The organism is Ralstonia chuxiongensis (assembly GCF_024158925.1).
Classification (GTDB): Bacteria; Pseudomonadota; Gammaproteobacteria; order Burkholderiales; family Burkholderiaceae; genus Ralstonia; species Ralstonia chuxiongensis.
Genome location: NZ_JAMYWC010000002.1, coordinates 872,423 through 892,970, shown reverse-complemented (window position 1 = coordinate 892,970; position 20,548 = coordinate 872,423). Strand labels below are relative to the sequence as shown.

Below are 20,548 nucleotides of genomic sequence, written 5' to 3'. Positions count from 1 at the left end.
CCGGCAGGGGATGAAACAAGGGATGCACCACCAACAAAAATACCCGCCAGCAAGGTCCCAAACCCCACCCACGAAGTTCCAAACCCCACCCTTCGACGTTCTGAACCCCATCAACGCAGTCCGAAACCCCACTGATGAGGTTCCGAACCCGCCCAAAGCGGTTCCGAACCCCATTCACGGCGTTCCGAACGCCAAGGGCCCAAGATCCGAACCCAGCAAATGCAGTTCTGAACCCCATGGATGCAGTTCCGAACGTCAACAATGACGTTCCGAACCCCGCCAGAGAAGTTCAGAACCGCAACCCCGGCGTTACGGACCTTAACCGGCCACCTTGTAACCCATCCGAACGCCACCCCAGTGGCGGCCCTTGACGTAAATCGGCGCCGACACATCCTTCATCATCGCAAACGTCCCGTTCCCCATATCGCGACGGTACGTTTGCAACAAAAATGCCTCGGTATTGCGCGCGGCCCCCAGCCCCGTGCGATCGGTGAACAGCCTGCGGTTACGGCTGTTGGCAGCATTCCAGGCTGGATCGCTGCCCTGGGGCTGCGAGAACTTCAGGTTGTGCGTCGGCAGATAGCCGTTGGTGTCCACCGCCGCACAAAACACCACGCGAGGATCAAGCTGGAGCAAAGGCTCCTGCACCGGAGGCAGCACGCGATCCGTGAACACCGTAAACCGCGCCATATGCTGCGGCGGATCGGTATTCGGCACCGGCTCATAGGCGCGGTCGAACAAGTCGCCCTCGCTGATATCACCCCGCGCCAGCGCCGATTCAAACAACGCACTGATCTTGCCGGCCGCGGCCTGCACCGCTTCGATAAACGGCGTATCGGCGCTCTGCACACCGGTTGACGCCGTCAACCGGATCAACGTTTCCGACGCCCCCAGCAACCCGGAAAGCTGCCGTTGCGCGTTGTCGATGTTGTGGCTCGATTGCTTCACACCCTCTGCCATCGCATCCACCTCACGCGCAAGCGACGCGCATTCGCCTTCAATGGCTGCCGTGGATTCCGCAATGCTCGTCGCCTCGACGTCAAAGCGCGCGATGGCCTCGCCCGCCACGCCAATCACCGCGCCAATCGCCTGCGTGCCGGTATCCACCCGCTGGGCGCGTGCCACGTTCGCGCTGCTGTCGCCGATCAGCTTGTCGGTCTGGCCGGACAAATCCGCCAAGGTGGTTTCGATACGCTGCGTGGCTTCGGCGGTCTGTCCTGCGAGCTGCTTCACCGCACCCGCAACGACGGCAAAGCTGCGGCCCGATTCACCCGCGCGCGCGGCTTCAATGGCGGCGTTGATCGCCAGCAGATTGGTCTGCCTGGCAATCTGCGAAATCTGCTCGGACGCCTGTGCCACCTGGATCAGCGCTTCACGCAGCGCAGCAATCTGCTGCTCCATGCTCGCCACGCCAACGGCAAGCTCGCGAATGTCGCGCAGCGATGCATCTACCGTTGCACGCGAGCCGCTCACCTCCTCGCTGGCATGCGAGGCGACTTCACGCGCATGCCGCGCTGCCACAGCGATGTCGTGGTTGCCGCGCATGGTGACATCGGCAGCGTTGCGCAACTGATCGAACACATCGGCCTGCAGGCGCAGCCGCACGGCCACGTCTTCCACATTGCCGGATACCTCACAGATGCCCATGCCCACGCGGCCGGCCTCTTCGGCAATACGGGCGACAAGTTCGGGAGGGGCTTTCGGGCCGCGGCCCCAGGCAAATGGCTTCACGTGCGGTGGTCTCCAGATGTCGTTGTTGTTTGTGCGCTCGCGCTGGTGGCGAAGCAACCCTCTGTGGGGAGTATCGGCGCGGGCGGCGCGCGCTTGAGCGACGCTACCCGTCCCGCCTTACGCGGGCATTACATGCGCCTTGCGCAGCACTACGCCTGGGCGGAACGGTCGCGACGCAGCCGGGCCTCGTAGGCGGCGGCCGTCATTGGGGGGCCGAACAGGAAGCCCTGCAACTTGTCGCACCCGGCGGCTTGCAGAAACTCGGCCTGCTCCAGTGTCTCGACGCCCTCTGCCGTGACGGTCATGTCCAGCGACGCGGCCATCGCGACCACGGCGCGCGAGATCACCACCGAATCGCGATGGCGCGGAATGCCCGAGACGAACGAACGATCCACTTTCAGGTTGTCGATCGGGAAACGCTGCAGATACGACAGCGACGAATACCCCGTGCCGAAATCGTCGATCGAGATGCGAATACCCAGCGCCGTGAGCGCGTCGAGCATCGGCATCACAGCGGCGGTGTCGCGCATGAGCAGACCTTCGGTGATCTCCATCTCCAGCGCGCTCGCGGGCAAACCGGCCTCGGTCAGGCAGCGCGAGATGGTCGGCACCAGCCCCTCGCCAAACTGGCGCGGCGACAGATTCACGGCGACAAAGAATTCCGGCATGCAGGTGGCGCGCCAATGCGCGGCCTGACGGCACGCTTGCGCGAGCACCCATTCTCCGATGTCGCCGATAAGCCCGGCATCTTCCGCCACGGGAATGAACTCGGCAGGCGACACTTCGCCCAGTTCGGTGCTGTGCCAGCGCAGCAGCACTTCAGCGCCGACGATGTCCATCGACGTGGCATCGACGATGGGCTGGAAGCGCAGCGACAGCTCGCCGGCTGACAGCGCGCGGCGCAGGTGGTATTCCAACTGGAAGCGCCGTTGCGCACGCTGCGACAGGCGCGCGGTGTACACGCGATGCTGGTTGCGGCCATTCTGCTTGGCGTTGTACATGGCGGCATCCGCACAGCGCAGCAGCGTGGCGGCATCGTTGCCGTGCTCCGGATACACCGCGATGCCGATCGAGGCGCCCAGGTAATACTCCGTGCCGCTCGTCGAGAACGGCTGCGCGATCGAATGGACGATCCGCTTGGCCAGGCGCTCCGCCTCGCCCAACGACCGCACGTTGTCGAGCAGCACGACAAACTCGTCGCCGCCCAGGCGCGCCAGCGTATCGCTCTGGCGCACGCAGGCGGACAAGCGTTGCGCGACGATGCGCAGCAGGTGGTCACCGGCTTCGTGGCCGGCTGTGTCGTTCACCTTCTTGAAGCCATCCAGATCGAGGAAAAGCACAGCGACCTGGCGTGCTTCGTTGGCCTGACTGGCCGCCTGCTCCATCACCGCCTGCATGCGCTGCGAGAAATATGCGCGGTTGTACAAGCCGGTGAGCGCGTCACGCTGCGCGAGGAAAGTGAGCTGCTGCTGAGCCGCACGCGCGGGGCCAATATCGTTGAACGAGATGAGGACGGCCGACGGAGTGTCGTCGCCGGGGCGCACGATGGGCAGCACGTTTTCGTGCACCCACACGATGTCGCCGTCCACCAGCTCCAGGCCGACGGTCAAGCCTAGCAGCGGCCGGCCGGTGGCCAACACCACGCGCGTTGGGCGTTCATTGAGCGGAATCTCGCTGCCGTCTTCGCGCAACGAACGGCGCATCAGCGTCAGATGGCTGGTGCCAACGGGCGACACGTTGCCCGCTCGAAGAATCCGGCGTGCGCTCGGGTTGCACGCGAGGATGGTGCCGTCCGCCGCCTGCACAACGATGCCTTCGGTCAGGTTGTCGACGGCCAGGCGGTAGCGTTCTTCGCTCTCCTGCAGATCGCGTGCGATATGCGCCTTCTGCACGGCCACGCCGATGATGTCGGTAATGCCGTCGAGCAGCCCCATGGCGTCGCGCGTGGGCGCACGCGGGGTGTCGTAGTAGATGCCCATCGCGCCGATCATCTGCGCGTTGTCGCCCCGGATGGGCGTGGACCAGCAGGCGCGCAGGCCCAACGGCGCAACGATATCGCGGTAGCCATCCCATAGCGGGTCGGCGTCGATGTCTTCCACCACCACGGTCTTGTTCAGGAACATGGCCGTCCCGCACGAACCGACCGAAGGACCGAGCGCGATCCCAACCAGCAACTGCGAGAGTATGAAAGGCAGCGACGGTGCCACGGCCTGCGTGATGTGCTCGCCGTCACCACTGAGCAGCACGGAACACTTCGCGCCGTCGTCAAGCAGCACCTCCACCAGCTGGCACACCTCTGCCAGCAGATCCGGAAGCGGCACGTTGCGCGAGCTGAGTTCCAGCACGGTTTTTTCGCAGCGCAGCAATTCCTTGGCGCGCGCGGTTTCGGCGGCCAGCGCCCGGTAATTGGCTTCGGATTCGCGCAGGGCCTGTTCGGCCTGCTTGCGCTGCGTGATGTCGCGGGCCACCACCTGGATGGCGGTGCGCCAGCCAAGCTGCACCGGCGCGGAAAGCACCTCGACTTCCACGGGCGTGCCATCGCAACGCAGCAAGGTCTGCTCGACAGGCGGCAAGCCCGCGTTGTGCTCAACCATCCACTCCCGGCGCTGACGAGCGAGGTGCGTCGAATTGTCGTGGACGAACTCATCCAGTTCGCGGCCCACGATGTCGCGCGCCGTTTGCGCGCCAAACAGCCGAACGCCCGCCTCGTTGACGAAAACGATAATGTCGTCCGCCACGATGTACAGCGCATCTGGCATTTGCCGGACAAGCGCTTCGTAACGGTCATCGGCGAGCGGCAACGGCCTGGGGCTGTCCTGATCGATCACATCCGGTTCGGGACGGTCAGGCCGCTCAGCAGAGGTGGCGTCCATATCTGGGTTGTTTTTCAAGATATCGACCAATGTGTCAGGAAAGTTAAGGCGTTTGGCTGGCTCTCCCCTCTTCAGGGTGGGGCAAATGGCGGATGTGCGGCTAAGCGGCACGCCAGTTGCGGCACAATGCCCGCACGACGTCTCTGCGCACTTCTCGCACCTGGGCCTTATGCAATCGTTTTCGTCTTCCGTCAGCCACGTGGCCGGCTTGATTTCGCGACGTACCCTGCTGCCAGAAGGGCTGGCGGAAGCTGCCGTTCAGTTCCGAGATGGGCAGATTGCCGCTTGTGACGCCAACCCGACGCGCGGCATGATCGACTGCGGCGACCTGCTCGTCCTGCCCGGTATCGTCGACTTGCACGGCGATGCCTTCGAACGCGCGGTCATGCCGCGCCCCGGCGTGGCCTTCCCTTACGAAACCGCGCTGGCCGACGTTGACGGCCAATTGCTGGCCTGCGGCATCACCACCGAATTCCACGGCGTTACCTATTCCTGGGAAGGCGGCTTGCGCGGCCGACCCTACGCGCTGCGCATGCTGGAGACCCTCGACGCCATGCGCCCGCATCTGGGAGCCCAGCACCTGATGCATCTGCGCTTCGAATTGCATCACGCCGACGGGGTTGCCGATGCGCTCGGCTGGATGGACGCTGGCCGCGTGCACTTCCTGTCGTTCAACGATCACCTGCCCGGGATGCGCGACAAGCTGGGCGACGCGCGCAAGCTCGCACAATACGCCGATCGGGCCGAGTGCGACATCAACACGTTCCTCGCCCGTCTGAATGCTGCCGCAGTCAACGCCACCAGACTCGCCGAGGTGACCGGCACGCTCGCGCGGGCAGCGAAGCAACGCGGCATCTGCATGGCGTCACACGACGAACCCGACATTGCCACCCGCAACACGTTCCACGCGCACGGCTGCACCGTCACCGAATTTCCGTTGACCGAGGATGTCGCGCAGGCGGCGCGCGCGCATGGCGGACATATCGTCTTTGGTGCGCCCAACGTCGTGCGCGGGGGCAGCCATAACGGCGCACCCGATGCGACAGCCATGGTGGCCGCGGGCCTGGGCACCGTGTTGGCATCCGACTATTACTACCCCGCGCTGCTGGCCGCGCCGTTCAAGCTGGCAGAGCGCGGTGTGGTACCGCTGGCCCAGGCCTGGGCGCTGGTGGCCGCCAACCCGGCCGAAGCCGCAGGGCTGAGGGATCGCGGCACGCTCGCAACAGGGCTGCGCGCCGACGCCATCGTGATAGATGACCGCCGCCCCGGACTGCCGCGCGTGGTGGCGGCCGTGGTGGGCGGACGACTGCGCCACGCCGCCGGGCAGTTGCCGCTGATCGGCTGAGCAACACCATGGAGCAAGCGCCGGCACCTTTACCGTCAGCCTGGCGGTATGCGCTCTACCTGCTGCCGCCCGAGCCCTGGTACGGCCTGGGCACGCGCTGGCTCGGCCGCTGCGCTCGCTCCAACACCGCCATCGCTGCCGATGAGCGCGAGGCGTTTCTCAGCGAAGCCGCGATCGATCTCGCCACGCTTGACCGCTGGACTGAAGCGCCGCGCCAGTACGGCCTGCACGCCACGTTCAAACCGCCGTTCCGCTTGGCAAGCGATCGCACCGTCGATGAGCTGGACGCCGCGCTGCGCCGCTTCGCACAGCAGCAGCAAACCTTCGCGATCGAGCCGGCCTTGCAGACGCTGCGCGGCTTTCTCGCTTGGCGGCTGCGTCACGGCGACCCAGCGCGCGACACGCTCCACAAGTTCGCCGATGCATGCGTCGCCGAGTTCGACGTCTTTCGCGCACCGCCGCGGCCCGCTGAACTGGCGCGCCGTCGTCGTGCGGGCCTGTCGGATGCGCAAGAGCACCATCTGCAGCGCTGGGGCTATCCGTATGTGTTTGGTACGTTCACGTTCCACATCACGCTGACCGGGCGGCTCGACCATGCCGAGCAGCTTGCGTGTTATCGCGCATTGGAAGCCTCGCGCGTGGTGCTGCCAGCCTCCATGCCCATCGATCACATCGCGTTGTTCTCGCAGCCTGCGCCGGAAGCGCCGTTTACGGTGGCACGTGTGTACCGGTTTGATGGGAGCACGGAAGATTTCGACGCTGCGCAGAGCGCGCTCAGCGCTTGAGTTCGACCACGTCGATCACCTCCGTCTGGCCGTGCTGCTCAACCTCCTGGCGCATCACGACGGCCGCTTCTGGGCAGTACCAATCGGTGATGTGCGCAACGGTGGGGTCGGGCTCGAGCGTTTCATTGCCCAGCCGCAGCACACCGAGGCGCGCCGTGCGCGTGTAGCGGATCGGCCGGCACTGCAACTGGCCGACCACGGTGTCCATCGGCTGCGGCGGCCCCACCTCTCGCTCCGACACCTCCACCTTGGCACGCTCGGCCCGCATGCGCCCGACGGAGATCCCCAGGCGCGGTGACACCACATCGAAATCGAAGCTGGATTCGTACGTATCGCCCGGCAGCATTTGGGCTTCGGGCGCCAGGCCGGCGCCATACAGGAACATGCCGGAAATGGCAGTGCTCACGGTGCCGATCAGATCGGCATGTTCGCTTTGCGCAAAAACCCGGCCGTTGATGCTGACAATGCGCGTCACCACGCCAGCCTCGTCCACCAATAGCTGGTGCTCCTGCACCGTCTCGATGGGCCGGCCGCCCAGCGCCACGAGGCCCGATTTGGCGTAGATGTGCAGACCGATTTCGCAGCCGTCCTGCATGTCGCGATTGACGTCATGCAGGGTGAACTCGACGATCATCGGCGTCTTGCCGTTGCCGTCCAGGCGCACGCGGCTGCCGTCGTGCACCCAGGGCGCGGAGCATAGCCCCGCTGCCTGCGCAGGCAACGCCAGTGCAATCCCGACCACGGCTACGGCGGCGCTCCATAAAGAAAAACGCCGATGCATCGGGCGATGCATCAGCGTCTTCATGAACCCGATCGGCACGGGCTTACTGCTTGGGCGCGTCCTTCTTGTTGGCGCCCTCGCTGTACGGGTCAAACTTGCCGCCGGCCTTGGCGCCCTGGCTATACGGATCGAACTTCTCACCGGCCTTGGCGCCCTGGGTGTACGTGTCGTACTTGCCCTTCTCGACATTGGCCGGCTGGGCGCCGGGGTTGAGCGCGCTGGCGGTGCTGTCACTCTTGTTGGCGCCCTGCGAATACGGGTCGAACTTGTCGCCGGCCTTCGCACCCTGCTGGTACGGATCGAACTTGTCGCCGACTTTTGCGCCTTGGCTATAGGGGTCGAACTTCTTCTGGTCAGTCTGCGCGTGGGCTACGGTGCCGATGGCTGCTACGACAGCTACCGCTGCCACGAGGGTAAGACGTTTGTACGGCATCTGAAGCTCCTTTCCTATGGGTCGTTTGGGCTGATCAAATTAAATGGTGCAGCCTCGTTTTGAACGCATCCCGATGTCGTGCGCAACTGGCACGTTGGCGACGGCGCCGGGAAACCCCTCTCCTCGTCGTAAGCTATGGCAAGCGCACAGGAAAGTCAACGCACAGAAACTGCATATTTTTTGGGCAGGCGCGAGCTGAAGTTCAGGCCGATCAGCGGCGTTCCGGCTGGCGGATCGCACGCGGGCCTAACACCGCAATCAACGCCATGGTGAGCGCCACCACCGACAGCCCCCAGCGCAGGTCGGAGCGATGCGCAATCAACCCGATGATGACCGGGCCGATCAGCAAGCCCACGTAGGCAAAGCGCGCCACGGCAGCAATGCCTTCGGCGGCTGGCACCCCAGGCAGGCGCGACGCGGTGATGAAGAAGATCGGCACCATGTTAGCGGCGCCCACGCCCATCAGCGCAAAGCCTGTCAGGACAGCAATCGGCGCTGGCCACAACAAAGCTAGCAGGATTCCGCCCGTTGCCAGCACGCCACTGCCGCCAAGCACGCGCATGTTGCCCCAGCGCCCGCGTGCGAAATCGCCGCCGAAACGCGCAAGCGCCATCCCGCCTGAAAATGCTGCGTACCCCGCGCTGGCGACGGCTTCCGGAGATTGGGCGATCTCGCGCATGTACACGGTCGTCCAGTCGTACATCGCGCCTTCGCCTACCAGCCCCAGGAAGGCCAGCACGCCGAGCAAGAACAGCGTGCGGCCCGTGGTCGGATGCGCGGATTCGCCTTCTGCATGCACGTGGTCAGGCAGCATGAAAGGGCCCGCACACAGCGCGGCCGCCATGGTGACGAGCGCCATGCCGCCGCAGTGCACCGCCGGCGGAACGCCCAGTTCCAGCAGCACGCCGCCCACCGCCGCCCCCACCATGCCGCCCAGGCTGAACATGCCGTGCAGCGACGAGATGATCGGCTTGTGGTGATTGGCCTCTACCGTGGCGGCCTGCGCGTTCATGGCCACGTCGAAACCCGCGTTGGTAATGCCGAACAGCAGCAGCACAGCCAGCAGCGCGGGGTAGCTCGGCATCAGCATGAGGAGCGCGGTCATGGCACCAAATGCCACGCCGCCCTGCACGCTCGCGCGCCGGGTTCCGACGCGTGCCGCCCACTTGCCCGCAAACTTCATCGCGACGATGGCGCCGGCGGCCACCATGAACATCGCCAGCGACAGCGACGCCTCGGACAACCCGAAGCGTGCCTTCACCGTAGGAATGTGAATGCCCCAGGTCGCAAACGTTGCACCGTTGGCGAAAAAGAGCGCCATCGTCGCCGCGCGGGCTGACAGGGGAAGCCGGCGGGGCCGTAACGCGCCGGTAGATTGGACGTATTCGGAAGACATGAAGGACTGCTGGGAAAAACGCGCGGCGCAAACGTGCTGCGCTGCAAAGGCACCATGCTACCGCGCCCGACTGATGAGCGTATGACGCCGGCCCGCGCCAGGCAGGTATGCGGCTTGCGTCACCACGCTCGAATCCACCGCATCGGGAGACCTGCCATGCCCCGCGTGATCTGGAAGGGCGCCGTGAGCTTCGGCCTCGTTCACATTCCTGTTGCGCTGTATCCGGCCACCCGCAGCGACGATCTCGATTTCGACTGGCTCGACCGCCGCACGATGGACCGCGTCGGCTACAAGCGCATCAACAAAACCACCGGCAAAGAGGTGCCGCGCGAGCAGATCGTGCGCGGCTACGCCTACGAGAAAGACCGCTACGTGATCCTCACCGACGAGGACATGCGCGCGGCCAACCCGGTCTCCACGCAAACAGTCGATTTGCTGTCCTTCGTCGATGCGGCGGAGATTCCATTTCTTTATCTCGATACGCCCTACTTTCTCGCGCCCGACCGGCGCGGCGAAAAGGTCTACGCACTGCTGCGCGAGGCGCTGACGCGCTCGCAAAAGATCGGCGTTGCCAACGTGGTGCTGCACACCAAGCAGCATCTGGCCGCGTTGATTCCGATGGGGCCCGTGCTTGTTCTGCATACGCTGCGCTGGTCCAACGAGGTGCGCGACTGGTCCGAACTCGACGTGCCGGAAGAAGGTGCCAAGGCCGCCAAGCTCACGGCCAAGGAAATCGACATGGCTGAAAAGCTGATCGACGACATGAGCGGCACGTGGGACCCTGCCGAATACCACGACACCTTCCGCGACGACATCCTTGCGCTGGTTGATCGCAAAGTGCGCGAAGGCCGCACGGAATCCGTCGAGCCGATGGAAGCCGGGCACGCCGCACCGCGTACCGGCAACGTGATCGACCTGACCGACCTGCTTCGCCAGAGCCTTGCCAAGCGCGGTAAGGGCAAAGGTGCGTCAAACGACGAGGCGGAAGACGAACCCGCCCCGCGCAAGCGTGCACCACGCAAAGCTGCGGCCAAGACGGCACGCAAGACAGCCACGCGCAAGCGCGCATAACACGACGGAGCCGACGCCATGCCACGCCATCTCGCCGACTACCGCCGCAAGCGCGATTTCACGCAGACACAGGAACCGGCGGGCGCACGCCGCAAAGCCGATGAGCGACATGACGATGGCGCCCTGCACTTCGTGATCCAGAAGCACGACGCCACACGGCTGCACTACGACTTCCGGCTTGAACTCGACGGCACGCTCAAGAGTTGGGCCGTCCCGAAAGGCCCCAGCCTCGACCCCGCCGACAAGCGCCTCGCCGTGCATGTTGAAGACCATCCGTTGGACTACGCGGATTTCGAAGGCCACATCCCCGAAGGCCAATACGGTGGTGGCGACGTGATCGTGTGGGATCGCGGCACCTGGCGCCCGCATGGCGATCCGCGCAAGGCGTACCGCGACGGCAAGCTCAAATTCGATCTCGACGGCGAGAAGCTCCACGGTGCGTGGGCGCTCGTGCGCACGCACTTGCACGGCACAGGCAGACATCCGAAAGAACAGTGGTTGCTGATCAAGGAACGGGACGACCAGGTGCGCGCATCCAGCGACTACGACGTGACACAGGCACTGCCCGCTAGCGTGGTCACCGGAGAGAACGTTGGCGCAAAACCCAAGACCAAAGGAAAGGCCAAGGCCGATGACGGCAGGACCGAGCGTGCCGAGCCTGCACAAGTGCAGCCGCCCGCTGGCGCCGTGCCCGGCACGCTGCCCAGAACGCTGGAGCCGCAACTCGCCACACTGGTCGATGGGCCGCCCGCGCAAGGCGAGTGGGACTACGAAGTGAAGTTCGACGGCTACCGCATCCTTGCGCGCATCGACGGCACCACCGTGCGCCTGTTCAGCCGCAACGGCCGTGACTGGACAGCCAAGCTGCCGCGCCAAGCGCGCACGCTAAATGCGTTGGGCCTGCGTGAGGCGTGGCTCGACGGCGAAGTCGTGGTGATGGGCGAACGCGGCGTGCCCGACTTCCAGACGCTGCAGAACGCCTTCGAAACAGCGCATGCCGAACACATTGCCTATTACCTGTTCGACATCCCGTTCTGCAACGGCATGGACTTGCGCGGTGTGCCGTTGCGCGAACGACGGGCGCTGCTGCAACGCATTCTCGATGCGGCCCCGGGCGACCTGGACCGCGATGCGGTGCTGTTCTCAGGCACATTCAACACGGCACCCGAAGACTTGCTGTCTTCTGCGTGCAGCATGTCGCTCGAAGGTGTGATCGGCAAGCGCGCCGATGCGCCGTACCGCGCCGGCCGAAGCCCAGCATGGATCAAGCTCAAATGTGGGCAGCGGCAGGAATTCGTGATCGGCGGTTACAGCGCGCCCAAGGGCAGCCGCAGCGGCTTTGGTGCCCTGCTGCTCGGCGTATATGACGACGCGGGCACGCTGCGCTATGCGGGCCGCGTCGGCACCGGGTTCAACGAGACAAGTCTGCACGCATTGCATCACGAACTGACCGGTCTGACCGTCGACACGCCGCCCTTCGCCGACCCGCCCACCGGCAGCGATGCGCGCGACGTGCAATGGGTGAAGCCCGAACGCGTGGCGGAAATCGCCTTTGCCGAATGGACGCGCGAAGGCATCGTGCGGCAGGCGGTGTTTCAAGGTTTGCGCGATGACAAAGCCGCGCGCAACATCGTGCGTGAAAAAGCCAAACCGCCCAGTGCCGCCGCCCGCAAGGAGACCCGCGCCGTGAATGCCCCCGAACGCAAGGTGCGCCCCGGTGCCGAACGCATCGCAGGTGTGGATGTCACGCATCCGGATCGCGTGATCGAGAACGCCAGCGGTACCACCAAGGCCGACCTGGCGCGGTATTACGCAGGCGTGGCCGAATGGATGCTGCCGCATCTGCGCAACCGGCCGACGTCGCTCGTACGGGCGCCCGATGGCATCGACGGCGAGCGCTTCTTCCAGAAGCATTCCGCCGCACTCAAGCTGCAGGGCATCACGCAGTTGGACCCATCGCTTGACCCGGGGCATCCGTCGCTGCTAGCGATCAACTCGGCGGAAGCCCTGGTCGGTGCAGTGCAGATGGGCACGGTGGAATTCCACACGTGGAATGCACTGGCCGACCGCATCGAACAGCCCGACCGCATCGTCTTCGATATCGATCCCGACCCGGCACTGCCCTTCGCGCGCGTGATCGAGGCCACGCAGCTCACGCTCGCGCTGCTCGATGAACTCGGCCTGAAGGCGTTCCTAAAGACGAGCGGCGGGCACGGCATGCACGTGGTGGTGCCACTCACGCGCCGTGAGGCCGCCGGCTGGGACACGCTCAAAGCCTTCGCGCAAGCCGTGGTGCAGCACATGGCCGCGACTTTTCCTGACCGCTTTGTGGCCAAGATGGGCCCGCAGAACCGCGTGGGAAAAATCTTCATCGACTATCTGCGCAACAACCGCGGCGCAAGCACAGTGGCGGCGTATTCGGTGCGTGCTCGGACGGGGCTGCCGGTGTCGGTGCCGATCCGTCACGACGAACTGGAGGGGCTGCAATCGTCTGCCCAGTGGACGCTGCGCACGCTGCCGGAGCAGCTGGCTAAGCTCAAGGACGACCCATGGGCCGACTACGCCGGCACGCGCCAATCGGTCACGGCCGACATGCGCAAGCGCATCGCCGCCAATGACTGAACCGTCACACGCTGGCGATTCTTAAAGAATTGGGCGGTGAACGCCCTATTGCTTGTCGGCCGAAGTGGGGGGCCGCTGCGTTAACATGCCTGCGTCTGCACTTGGCGCACTTGTCTGCGCTCCACTCTGCCCCCCGCCGATGGCCCGAATTCGTCCGACCCGTTTGCTGAATCTGTCGCGCAGTGCGCTCGCCTGCGCTGTGCTTTTGACCATTGCGGCTTCGCCGCTGGCCCACGCCAAAAAAGCCAAGACTCACGCGGCAGCGCGCGCCACCCCCGCACAAGCGCGCCAGGCTGCGCACAATCCCGCTGGTTTGCCCGCCAACGTGGCGTTGGCCTTTGCGCGCGCGCATATCCCGCTGGATGCGGTGAGCGTGTTCGTGATCCGCACCGGCACCGCCACGCCCATCCTGCAATGGAATGCAGACACCGGAATGAACCCGGCGTCAACCATGAAGCTGCTGACAACCTTCGCAGGGCTGGACCTGCTGGGCCCGGACTTTCGCTGGAAGACCACGGCCTATGCCGACAAACAGCCCGTCAACGGCACGCTCGACGGCAACCTGTACCTGCGCGGCCAGGGCGATCCGAAGCTGATTCCCGAAGAACTCGTCAAGCTGGTGACCGACGTGCGCCGCGCCGGCGTGGACGAACTGGCCGGCAATATCGTGCTGGATCGCACCTACTTCGAGGGCGGTCTGTCGGAAGCCCCGCCGCTGGACGGCGACAGCGCGCGTGCCTACAACGTCGCGCCCGACGCGCTGCTGTATTCATTCAAGACGCTGACGTTCACGCTGTCGCCGGATGCCGGTAATGGCGCGGTCAACATCGATGTATCGCCGCCGCTGGCCCAATTGCAGATCGACAACCAGTTGCGCACCACGCGCGGCGGCTGCGGCGACTGGAAGACAACCTCCGGCGCCAACATCTCCACGCAAACCGACGGCCATGTGCTTGCCAGCTTTGACGGCCGCTATGCCGCCGCGTGCGGCGAACGCGTCTTCAATATCGCTGCGCTCACGCATGCCGACTTTATCTGGGGCGGCTTCCTGGCGCTGTGGCAGCAAGCCGGTGGCACGACCCGTTTCACGCCGGGCCTGCGCGAGGGCAAGGTGCCGCGCCAGGCTGTTCTGCTGGCCACGCACTACGGCCCGCCGCTGTCGGAGGTCGTGCATGACATCGACAAGTATTCGAACAACGTGATGGCGCGCCAGCTCTTCCTGACGATCGGCGCGGAAATCGGCCGCAAGCCCGCATCGGTGCGGCAATCGACCGAGGTCATCAACCGCTGGCTTGCCAAACAGAACCTGACGATGCCGGAGCTGGTGCTGGAGAACGGCTCGGGCCTGTCGCGTATCGAACGCATCAGCGCACGCAACATGGGACGCCTGCTGCAACAGGCAGACGCCAACCCGAACGGCGGCGTGCTGCGCGATGCGCTGCCCGTCGTCGGCGTGGACGGCACCATGCGCAACCGCCTGACACGGGCCGGAGTGGCCGGCAATGCCGAGATCAAGACCGGCACGCTCAACGACGTGCGCGCCATCGCAGGCTACGTGGAAGGTGAAAACGGCGAGCGCTTCGTGGTGGTCAGCATGATCAACCACCCGAACGCCAGCGGCGGCCAGGCCGCACACGACGCACTGCTGCAATGGATTTACCAGGGCGCGCCGCGATGAGTTCACGCAAGGCATTACTGGGCATCACCGGCACGTCGGGCAGCGGCAAGACCACGCTCGTCGAGCAGCTCATCGCCCGTTTCGTGCGCGACGGGCGGCGCGTCGCAGCTATCAAGCACACGCATCACGGCTTCGATCTCGATTCACCGGGCAAGGATTCGTACCGTATGCGCGAAGCCGGCAGCGCCGAAGTCGTGCTCGTGGGCGGCGAACGCCTCGTGCTGATGCGCGAATACGCCAACGCCGTGGAACCCGAACTTGACGACGTGCTGGCACTGCTCTCGCCCGCCACCGACCTCGTCATCGTAGAAGGCTATAAGCGCAGCACCTTCCCGAAGATCGAGGTGTTTCGCCCGTCGTTGGGGCGGCCGCCGCTTTGGCCAGAAATTGGCGGCGTGGTAGCAGTGGCCACCGATTCGCCTGACGCCGTGCAACCACCCGAAGGCGTTGCCGTGCTGGATCTGAACGACGTCGATGCGGTGTACCGGTTTGCCGTGCGGCAACTGGCCAACGCATCCATATGAAGCACTCTTAACATCCGGGCGAAGCAGCTTGGCTATGATGGGGCCGTCCAGTTTTTTGCCAGCCCCCCTCCCAACAACATGCTTTCCCGTCTATCGGCCGCGCTGCTTGGCGCGGCATTTTTTTGCTCGGCCCTGCCAGTCGCAGCGCGTGATTGGGTCGCCCCAAATGCCACCCTCGGGCGTGGCGCACAGGTCCACCAGTTCGTCCTCATCGATTCTGCGACCGGGCGCCCGATGCCCAACGCGCGCTACCGGCTGTTCCTGCCCGACCACACCATCGCCGGCAAGCCGCCGCAGGTGGGTGAAACCGACAGCGTGATCTTCGGCACCACCGACAGCGCCGGGCGCACGGCCAAGGTTCGGCTGCCCAAGCGTTATGCGGCGGCACGCTGGGTGCTCAACCCGGTGGTTGGCAATGGAGAGCTTGGCGAATCGTTCCGCCTGGTCGATTCCCTCGGCGGCGCGCCCATCGAGGGGCATCCATATCTGATCGATGTGGTGGGCGAATACCTGGTCTGCGGCCACTCCAGCGCCGGCGGTTATACCGCCTACGTGCAATCGCGCGAGTCGCGCACCGTGCACCTTGAAAACACCGTGACCTTCACGCGGGCTGACGACGCCTGGTGCGCCGGCGAAGGCCGCGCGATCGCCGATAGCAGCAACTCGCAGGGCGCACCAGATCTCTACACGCAATACCTCGGTACGCTCACCGCCAACGCGGCGACACTCAGCGAAGACTTGCAGAGCCGCATCGCGCGCAAGTTGATGTCAGTGGCAATTGCCGCACGAGATGATGCCCGCATCGACCTCGCCCTCGATCTGCAGCCGGTGCCGGAAGACCGCCTCAACAGCTACGGCTACGAACTTGTTGACGCGGGCCTGCGCGTGGAGCGCGGCCTGTCGATGATCGATGCCTATCTGGCCAAGCACCCGGACGACCCGTTCGCGCTCGACAGCAAGGGCTGGGCGCTGTACCGGCTCGGCCGCAACGACGAAGCGCTTACGTGGTTCGACCGCTCCATCGCCGTCTTCACGCAACCCGACGGCGACTATGAAGCGAGCGACGAAGCGGTACGCGAAGCACGCGCGGAAGGCTTTGCACACAAGGGCGAAGTGCTGTGGAAGCTGGGCCGCGCGGACGAAGCGCACGATTGCTTCAGGCAGGGCCTCGCCATGTCGCCGCAAAACGATGTGCTCAACGCTACGCTGGCCCGCTTGGCCGTGACATTGCCGACCGCCGACGCCAAGTAGGAAAACATCGCCACAAACAAAAACGCCCGCTTCACGCGGGCGTTTTGCTCAGTGGTGCTCGATCAGTGCGTCACACCGTCAGCCAGCAGGCGTTGCAGCACGTTGCTCGAGATCAGTCGGTGGCCGCCCGTGGTGGGGTGCACGCCGTCTGCGAACAGGTAGGACGTATCGGCGCCCGTGGCCACAAGCGTGTTGGCCGAGCAGAACAGCGAGCTGCCGCCCGCGCCCGGCACGAGTGCGTTGATCTTGGTCGCATCGCACGCCGGCACGCTTGTGTTACTGAACCCGAACGTCGCGCCGTTCTGGATCACGGCCGTCAGCTGCGCGTTGAAGTCGATGACGCGAGCGCTGGTGCCGGCCAGACCGGTCTGCAGCGTGGTGTTGAACGCGCCCACCAGTGCATGCAGCAGTGCCTGGCCTGTCGCGCCGCCCGCCACGCCCTGCGGCGTCAGGCTGCTGTCAGGCAGGTTGAACACGTAGAGCTGCGTCGCGTTCTTGCTGATCATGTCCTTGATGTAACCGACCAGATCGGTCGCCGCCTGCTGCACTTGTGCGGTAGCAATTGCCGGCGTTACACCCGAGTTGGGGGTCGCGACAGCGGCAGCCCAGTAGAAGATGTCGTTGTTGCCGCCGAACACGAACACCACGTCGTCGTTGCCGTTGAACGTGTTGTTGCTGGCCGCGTAGAAGTTGGCGAGTTGCTGTTTGACCGGATACGTGAGCGCCCCGGCGCCACCGTTGTGACCGATACCGTTCGGGTCGGTCACGCGCGAGCCGCCTTGCGCGTAGTCGAAGCAACCAGGTTTCGGGCAGGTCTGCACCGAGGTGGCGTAACCCATCACGGCCGGCGTGAGCGTCACACCGAGTTGTGCGGCCACGGTTTCCGCCCAGATCGGACCGGGGTTGGTGGTGAACTTGCCGCCGCCCACGGCAGCCGCTGCCGGCGTGTAGGTGCCGGCGTCGCTCAGGCTGTCGCCGAATACCACCATGCGCTGCACCTTGGCGACGTTGGGATTGCCGCTCTGATCGCTTTCACCGCCGCCGCAAGCGGCCAGGCTCAAGGCCAGGGCCGCCGAAGCGACGACGCCCATCCATTGACGCAACTTCATGATGTCTGTCTCCCGTGTGGAATTTTTTTGGTCTGTGGTGCCGCGGTGCGTAACCTCGCCGTGCGCGTTTGAAGCACGCGGAACGACACAACGCCCAAGTGTAGCGAGGTTGCCGGGCGCACGGCGAACGCGCGCCCTGTAAGAATTAGAGGTCCGTCTCGAACGCGGCGGCCGCGCGACGCAGGCGGTCGTTGACGGCCGCCCAGGCGGGCGTGTCAGCTAGGGTTTCCACCCAAATGGCGTCGTAACCGCCGCGGTCGAGCTCGCGCAACAGCGCGTAGAGCGCGTTGGCATAGGCGGCAGGTGTGGCGGGCGCGACGCGCTGGTCGCAGCCATCACGTAGTGTCACGGGGGCACCAAGCCACACGATGCGCTTGTCCGCGGGCAGTGCAGCCAAGCGCGCGGGCACCTCGGCAGCCGATAGCAGATGCAATGGCGTACGCGGTGCGTAGTGCGCCTTCAACGTGCCGGAAGCACGCGGCGCAGCGGCGTCCGGTAGCGCAGGCACTTCGCCGGTCACGCGTTCAATGTCTTCGGGCGTGATGGCGCCCGGGCGCAGCAGCACGGGGCCAATGCCCTGATCCAGCCGCGAGAGATCGATGATGGTCGATTCAATGCCCACGTCCACGCCGTCGCCTTCGAGCACGAACACGGCATCGCCAAATTCGTCTCGCACGTGCTGTGCGGTGGTCGGGCTCACCTGACCAAACTTGTTGGCCGACGGCGCCGCAATGCCGCCGCGCCCACGCTTGAAGCGCGAGAGCAACGCCTGCGCCACCGGATGCGACGGGCAACGCAGCCCGATGCTGTCCTGCCCGCCTGCCACGGCTGCGGGGATGTGCGGTGCACGTTTCAGGATCAGCGTGAGCGGCCCGGGCCAAAAGGCTTCGATGAGCTGCAGCGCGATACCGGGCACATCGTCGGCCCAATAAGAAATATCGGCGCCGTCCACCACGTGCACGATCACGGGGTGGTTAGACGGCCGGCCCTTGGCCGCGTAAATCTTGGCGATGGCCTGCGGGCTTTCGGCATCGGCGCCGAGTCCGTACACGGTCTCGGTCGGGAAGGCGACCAGTTCGCCCGCCTCCAGCTTGCGCGCAGCCTCTTCGAGGCGTTCGGCGGAAGGCATGGTGTAGGGCGTTTTGGTCCGATGCGGCATGGGCGACTCGTCTTTAGGCGGGCTGCAGGCCCAGCACGTGCGCGGCATGGCGGAATGCTTCGTCCACCACTTCCGGCGAGGTGCCGACGCAATTCACGTGGCCCATCTTGCGGCCTGGGCGTGCGTCGGCTTTGCCATACAGATGCACCTTCGCCCCGCTGTGGCGCATCACTTCGTGCCACGCAGGCGTACGCTCCAAGCCGTATTCGAACCACACGTCGCCCAGCACATTCAGCATGCGCCCCGGCGAATGCTGCCGCGTGCTGCCCAGCGGCAGACGGGCCATGGCGCGCACCTGCTGCTCGAACTGGCTGGTCTCGCACACGTCCATGGTGATGTGGCCGGAGTTGTGCGGACGCGGCGCCATTTCGTTGGCGACCAGAGAGCCATCCTGCAGCACGAAGAATTCGATGCACAGCACGCCGACGTAGCCCATTTCTTCGGCGATCATCGCCGCGGCGGCACGTGTGCGCGTGGCAATGTCGTCCGACACGCTGCGCGAGGGCATGGTCGTTGAAAACAGGATGCCGTCACGGTGCTCGTTCTCGGCGAGCGGCCAAGTGGCGGTGGTGCCATCAGCGCCGCGCGCGGCCAGCACCGATACCTCGTACGCCAGGGGCAGCATCTTCTCCAGCACGCACGGCACATGTTGCATGGCGCCCCAGGCAGCGCGCAGCTCTTCAACCGTTGAGACACGCGCCTGGCCCTTGCCGTCGTAGCCCATGCGGGCAATCTTCAGGATGCCGGGCAGCAGGTCGGCGGGCAGTTGTTCGATATCGGCTTCGTGTTCAATCACCCAGCTCGGTGCGGGGTGGATGCCTGTGCGTGCAGCGCACAGCGCGAAGAACTTTTTCTCGGCGATGCGGTTCTGCGCGATCGATACGCAGTTGGCACGCGGCGCAACGAACGCGCCGAGCTGCTCAAGCTTGTCGAGCGCTTGCGCGGGCACGTTCTCGAACTCGGTGGTGACGGCCGGGCACAGCGCGGCCATCTCTGCCAATGCGGCTTCATCGGTGTAGCCGGCGCACAGATGACGCTCGGCGATGGTGCCAGCCGGGCTATTCGGGTCCGGGTCGAGCACGCAGACCTTGTAACCCATCGCCTGCGCGGCGTGCGTGAACATGCGGCCGAGCTGGCCGCCGCCGAGCATGCCAAGCCAGGCATCGGGCAGGATCGCGTTGGGAACGTTCAGCGCGCGGGATTCCGCGGTGTGGGCTTGCGCCAGGCGCGGGTTCAGGTCGTCGGCCATGAATCGGGTCGTAGGTTACTTAAGCGCCGTGCACAGGGAGCGTCATGCCGCGCGCGACTTCTGTCTGCTGCGAGCGGAAGGCTTCGAGCTTGTCGGCAAGGGCCGAGTCGGTGGTGGCGATCGTCGCGATGGCAGCCAGCGCTGCGTTGGCGGCACCGGCTTCGCCAATGGCGAACGTCGACACCGGAATGCCCTTGGGCATCTGCACGATGGAGAGCAGCGAGTCTTCGCCACGCAGGTACTTGGACGGCACCGGCACGCCGAACACCGGCACGATCGTCTTGGCGGCGATCATGCCCGGCAGGTGCGCCGCCCCGCCCGCGCCAGCGATGATGGCGCGCAAACCCCTGCCGCGTGCGGCTTCGGCGTAGCGGAACATGTCGTCCGGCATGCGATGCGCAGAAACAACCTGCGCCTCGAACGGAATGCCGAACTGCGTGAGCATGTCGACGGCGTGGCGCATCACTTCCCAGTCGGAGCTGGAGCCCATCACCACGCCAACGAGCGGGGCGGATTGCTGTGCGGTCATCGTCATCGCTCC

Annotated in this window: 16 protein-coding genes; 7 read left to right on the top strand and 9 right to left on the bottom strand. The window is 65.3% G+C overall.

From position 1 onward, the window contains the following. Positions 1–318: 318 nt before the first annotated feature. Both NKG59_RS08835 and NKG59_RS08830 read right to left on the bottom strand, forming a co-directional pair. On the bottom strand, positions 319–1,731 hold the full coding sequence (locus NKG59_RS08835; protein ID WP_253536408.1) for a methyl-accepting chemotaxis protein: 1,413 nt from the start codon (positions 1,729–1,731) through the stop codon (positions 319–321). Between the two features lie 149 nt (positions 1,732–1,880). Further along, a complete protein-coding gene (locus NKG59_RS08830; RefSeq protein ID WP_253536407.1) occupies positions 1,881–4,604 on the bottom strand; it encodes a sensor domain-containing protein in 2,724 nt (907 codons plus the stop codon). A gap of 169 nt (positions 4,605–4,773) precedes the next feature. Here NKG59_RS08830 and NKG59_RS08825 point away from each other — a divergent pair, with 169 nt between their 5' ends. Both NKG59_RS08825 and NKG59_RS08820 read left to right on the top strand, forming a co-directional pair. Next, the gene (locus NKG59_RS08825; protein WP_253536406.1) at positions 4,774–5,949 is read left to right on the top strand and encodes an alpha-D-ribose 1-methylphosphonate 5-triphosphate diphosphatase; all 1,176 of its coding nucleotides are present in this window, start codon (positions 4,774–4,776) and stop codon (positions 5,947–5,949) included. Between the two features lie 8 nt (positions 5,950–5,957). Next, positions 5,958–6,734 carry a DUF1045 domain-containing protein gene (locus NKG59_RS08820; protein WP_253536405.1) on the top strand — a complete coding sequence of 259 codons (777 nt, stop codon included), beginning with the start codon at positions 5,958–5,960 and terminating at the stop codon, positions 6,732–6,734. Here NKG59_RS08820 and NKG59_RS08815 read toward each other — a convergent pair. The 3 genes from NKG59_RS08815 to NKG59_RS08805 all read right to left on the bottom strand — a co-directional run bounded on the left by NKG59_RS08815 (position 6,724) and on the right by NKG59_RS08805 (position 9,344). After that, positions 6,724–7,539, bottom strand: a complete 816-nt coding sequence (locus NKG59_RS08815; RefSeq protein ID WP_253536404.1) for a hypothetical protein — start codon at positions 7,537–7,539, stop codon at positions 6,724–6,726. The genes NKG59_RS08820 and NKG59_RS08815 overlap by 11 nt on opposite strands. Positions 7,540–7,558: 19 nt before the next feature. Further along, entirely contained in the window at positions 7,559–7,948 is a 390-nt protein-coding gene (locus NKG59_RS08810) for a hypothetical protein (RefSeq protein ID WP_253536403.1), read from the bottom strand. Positions 7,949–8,159: 211 nt separating this feature from the next. Continuing rightward, the gene (locus tag NKG59_RS08805; protein WP_253536402.1) at positions 8,160–9,344 is read right to left on the bottom strand and encodes an MFS transporter; all 1,185 of its coding nucleotides are present in this window, start codon (positions 9,342–9,344) and stop codon (positions 8,160–8,162) included. 156 nt (positions 9,345–9,500) lie between these two features. On the opposite strand from NKG59_RS08805, the gene ku reads away from it, so the two are divergent. The 5 genes from ku to NKG59_RS08780 all read left to right on the top strand — a co-directional run bounded on the left by ku (position 9,501) and on the right by NKG59_RS08780 (position 16,490). Beyond that, the gene (gene ku, locus NKG59_RS08800) at positions 9,501–10,415 is read left to right on the top strand and encodes a non-homologous end joining protein Ku (RefSeq protein ID WP_253536401.1); all 915 of its coding nucleotides are present in this window, start codon (positions 9,501–9,503) and stop codon (positions 10,413–10,415) included. An 18-nt stretch (positions 10,416–10,433) separates the two neighbouring features. Continuing rightward, positions 10,434–13,037 (top strand): DNA ligase D, encoded by a 2,604-nt coding sequence (gene ligD, locus NKG59_RS08795; RefSeq protein ID WP_253536400.1) that lies wholly within the window; start codon positions 10,434–10,436, stop codon positions 13,035–13,037. A 139-nt stretch (positions 13,038–13,176) separates the two neighbouring features. Next, on the top strand, positions 13,177–14,715 hold the full coding sequence (gene dacB / locus NKG59_RS08790) for a D-alanyl-D-alanine carboxypeptidase/D-alanyl-D-alanine endopeptidase (protein ID WP_045203666.1): 1,539 nt from the start codon (positions 13,177–13,179) through the stop codon (positions 14,713–14,715). Continuing rightward, positions 14,712–15,239: a molybdopterin-guanine dinucleotide biosynthesis protein B gene (gene mobB / locus NKG59_RS08785; RefSeq protein WP_045203667.1), complete on the top strand. Its 528-nt coding sequence runs from the start codon at positions 14,712–14,714 to the stop codon at positions 15,237–15,239. Before dacB ends, mobB begins: the two co-directional genes overlap by 4 nt. 78 nt (positions 15,240–15,317) lie before the next feature. Then, complete coding sequence (locus tag NKG59_RS08780; protein ID WP_045203668.1) at positions 15,318–16,490, top strand: tetratricopeptide repeat protein; 1,173 nt, start codon at positions 15,318–15,320, stop codon at positions 16,488–16,490. Between the two features lie 62 nt (positions 16,491–16,552). Here the strand turns inward: NKG59_RS08780 and NKG59_RS08775 are convergent, their stop codons facing one another. The 4 genes from NKG59_RS08775 to purE all read right to left on the bottom strand — a co-directional run bounded on the left by NKG59_RS08775 (position 16,553) and on the right by purE (position 20,536). After that, entirely contained in the window at positions 16,553–17,599 is a 1,047-nt protein-coding gene (locus tag NKG59_RS08775; protein ID WP_045203669.1) for an SGNH/GDSL hydrolase family protein, read from the bottom strand. 145 nt (positions 17,600–17,744) lie between these two features. Next, positions 17,745–18,758: an L-threonylcarbamoyladenylate synthase gene (locus tag NKG59_RS08770; protein WP_253536399.1), complete on the bottom strand. Its 1,014-nt coding sequence runs from the start codon at positions 18,756–18,758 to the stop codon at positions 17,745–17,747. 13 nt (positions 18,759–18,771) lie between these two features. Beyond that, positions 18,772–20,007 (bottom strand): 5-(carboxyamino)imidazole ribonucleotide synthase, encoded by a 1,236-nt coding sequence (locus NKG59_RS08765; protein WP_045203671.1) that lies wholly within the window; start codon positions 20,005–20,007, stop codon positions 18,772–18,774. Between the two features lie 19 nt (positions 20,008–20,026). Next, entirely contained in the window at positions 20,027–20,536 is a 510-nt protein-coding gene (purE, locus tag NKG59_RS08760; RefSeq protein ID WP_253536398.1) for a 5-(carboxyamino)imidazole ribonucleotide mutase, read from the bottom strand. Positions 20,537–20,548: the final 12 nt, after the last annotated feature.